Source organism: Citrobacter sp. (assembly GCF_050252275.1).
GTDB classification, from domain to species: domain Bacteria; phylum Pseudomonadota; class Gammaproteobacteria; order Enterobacterales; family Enterobacteriaceae; genus Citrobacter_A; species Citrobacter_A amalonaticus.
On record NZ_JBFWLF010000398.1, the window covers coordinates 1 to 3,017 of the forward strand.

Annotated in this window: 3 protein-coding genes; 2 read left to right on the forward strand and 1 reads right to left on the reverse strand. The window is 55.4% G+C overall.

The genetic code is table 11. From position 1 onward, the window contains the following. A partial coding sequence (gene cstA / locus AB7E14_RS22265) for a pyruvate/proton symporter CstA (RefSeq protein ID WP_428169975.1) occupies positions 1–2,055 on the forward strand: 2,055 nt, incomplete at its 5' end. Between the two features lie 57 nt (positions 2,056–2,112). Next, on the forward strand, positions 2,113–2,310 hold the full coding sequence (locus AB7E14_RS22270) for a YbdD/YjiX family protein (protein ID WP_043001453.1): 198 nt from the start codon (positions 2,113–2,115) through the stop codon (positions 2,308–2,310). Positions 2,311–2,358: 48 nt separating this feature from the next. Here the strand turns inward: AB7E14_RS22270 and AB7E14_RS22275 are convergent, their stop codons facing one another. After that, positions 2,359–2,976 (reverse strand): IbrB-like domain-containing protein, encoded by a 618-nt coding sequence (locus AB7E14_RS22275; RefSeq protein ID WP_044326974.1) that lies wholly within the window; start codon positions 2,974–2,976, stop codon positions 2,359–2,361. Positions 2,977–3,017 lie beyond the last annotated feature (41 nt).

Below are 3,017 nucleotides of genomic sequence, written 5' to 3' on the forward strand. Positions count from 1 at the left end.
GCATTTGCTCTGGGTTATATTGCGCTAAACCGTGGGGAACAGATCAACGCACTGTGGATAGTCGTGGCGTCGGTCTGTGTCTATCTCAGTGCCTATCGTTTTTACGGTCTGTACATCGCAAAAAATGTGCTGGCGGTTGACCCGACGCGGATGACGCCTGCAGTACGTCATAACGACGGGCTCGACTACGTCCCCACCGATAAAAAAGTCTTGTTTGGTCACCATTTTGCGGCGATTGCCGGCGCGGGTCCGTTAGTCGGGCCGGTACTGGCGGCGCAAATGGGCTATTTGCCGGGCATGATTTGGCTGCTGGCTGGCGTGGTTTTAGCCGGGGCGGTACAGGATTTCATGGTGCTCTTCGTGTCGACGCGTCGCGATGGCCGCTCGCTGGGTGAACTGGTCAAAGAAGAGATGGGCCCAACCGCAGGGGTGATTGCGCTGGTGGCCTGTTTCATGATCATGGTGATTATCCTTGCGGTGCTGGCGATGATCGTGGTGAAAGCGCTGACCCACAGTCCGTGGGGAACCTACACCGTCGCGTTTACGATTCCGTTGGCGATCTTTATGGGGATCTATCTGCGCTATCTGCGTCCGGGTCGTATCGGCGAAGTGTCGGTTATCGGTCTGGTGTTCCTCGTGTTTGCGATTATTTCCGGCGGCTGGGTTGCGGAAAGTCCTACCTGGGCGCCGTACTTTGACTTCACTGGCGTTCAGTTAACCTGGATGCTGGTGGGTTACGGCTTCGTGGCGGCGGTACTGCCGGTGTGGCTGCTGCTGGCGCCGCGTGACTACCTCTCAACCTTCCTGAAAATCGGGACCATTGTTGGTCTGGCGGTTGGCATTTTGATCATGCGTCCAACGCTGACGATGCCTGCGCTGACCAAATTCGTTGATGGTACCGGGCCGGTGTGGACAGGTAACCTGTTCCCGTTCCTGTTTATCACTATCGCCTGTGGCGCCGTTTCGGGTTTCCACGCGCTGATCTCCTCCGGCACGACGCCGAAGATGCTGGCAAACGAAGGTCAGGCTTGCTTCATTGGCTACGGCGGTATGCTGATGGAATCGTTTGTCGCCATCATGGCGCTGGTTTCTGCTTGCATCATCGATCCGGGCGTCTACTTCGCTATGAACAGCCCAATGGCCGTGCTGGCGCCTGCCGGCACAGCGGATGTGGTGGCGTCTGCCGCTCAGGTGGTCAGCAGTTGGGGCTTTGCGATTACGCCGGACACGCTGCATCAGATTGCTAACGAGGTGGGTGAGCAGTCGATTATCTCCCGTGCGGGTGGTGCGCCTACGCTGGCGGTGGGGATGGCCTATATCCTGCACGGCGCGCTGGGTGGGATGATGGATGTGGCCTTCTGGTATCACTTCGCCATTCTGTTCGAAGCGCTGTTTATTCTGACGGCGGTCGATGCGGGGACGCGTGCCGCGCGCTTCATGTTGCAGGATCTGCTGGGTGTCGTTTCTCCAGGCCTTAAACGTACGGACTCATTGCCTGCCAACCTGCTGGCGACCGCACTGTGCGTGCTGGCGTGGGGCTACTTCCTGCATCAGGGCGTGGTGGATCCGTTAGGCGGCATTAACACCCTGTGGCCGCTGTTTGGTATCGCTAACCAAATGCTGGCAGGTATGGCACTGATGCTCTGCGCGGTTGTCCTGTTCAAGATGAAACGTCAGCGTTATGCGTGGGTGGCGTTGGTGCCGACTGCATGGTTGCTGATTTGTACCCTGACGGCGGGTTGGCAGAAATCCTTCAGCCCGGATACAAAAGTGGGCTTCCTGGCGATTGCCAATAAATTCCAGGCGATGATCGACAGCGGCAATATCCCGCCGCAGTACACGGAATCGCAGCTGGCGCAACTGGTGTTTAATAACCGTCTGGATGCGGGCCTGACTATCTTCTTCATGGTGGTGGTCGTGGTACTGGCACTGTTCTCCATTAAGACGGCGCTCGCCGCTCTCAAAGAGGACAAGCCGACGGCAAAAGAGACGCCGTATGAGCCGATGCCGGAAAATGTGGAAGAGATCGTTGCGCAGGCCAAAGGCGCACACTAACGTGTAATTATGCCCCTCTCCCGATCGGGAGAGGGGATTTTCTGACAGGTGGTAATGATGTTTGATACGCTTTCGAAAGCCGGGAAATATCTGGGCCAGGCCGCGAAACTCATGATTGGCGTGCCGGACTATGACAACTATGTCGAGCATATGCGGATCACCCATCCGGATCAGACGCCTATGACCTATGAGGAGTTTTTCCGTGAGCGTCAGGATGCGCGCTATGGCGGAAAGGGCGGGGCGCGCTGCTGTTAAACTCAAGGATCTTCGGGCCGGATAAGCACGTCATCCGGCATAATCAGGTTATTTCACCGTCCACGCTTTTGAAAACCGACGACTGGCAAACAGCTCCTGAAGACCGTTGATCTGTTTCAGGCGCAGGACTTCGTCCTCGTCCATCCCCAGTTCCTTACCGATTTTTTCGTCTTCCCATCCCAGTAATGCCAGTTCACGTACGATCTCCGACATCGCGTGGATCTGATGACGACCACGGGCACGGTTATGGCGAATAGTTGCTGCCATGCGGTCATGCCGCTCCCCTTCCAGACAAGTAATGGGTAAATAGCCTTTGAGACGGGATTTAAGCGAGGCTTTGCTTTTCCCCAGTTCATGGCGGTGAAAACCGTCGACGATCTCATACTCTTCTGGACTGGATTGGGTGGCAACAATAGGTTGGGTAAAGCCATCCGCCTCAATGGATTTCAGCAGCAGCTTTTTCTCCGGCGGAGCGACGTTATTAGGATTGTAATCGTTAGGCGAAATGTGATCGTTTTTTATCCATAGCACACAGTCAACCGGCTCGTCGCGAAATGGACTGACGCTGTGAATCGCCTTTCTGAACTCATTGATGGCTTTAATTCTTTCGTCATCAGATAAGCCAGAAAGATAGCTAAGGAGGTCCTGAGTTAATCGTTGTTGCATAAAATTCCCCATTCCTTGCGTTTCGCTTTAGATCGGAAGAG

Coding starts and splice junctions, on each gene's coding strand:
- AB7E14_RS22275 (WP_044326974.1), bottom strand. CDS start 2,976: ATGCAACAACGATTAACTCAGGACCTCCTTAGCTATCTTTCTGGCTTA.
- AB7E14_RS22270 (WP_043001453.1), top strand. CDS start 2,113: ATGTTTGATACGCTTTCGAAAGCCGGGAAATATCTGGGCCAGGCCGCG.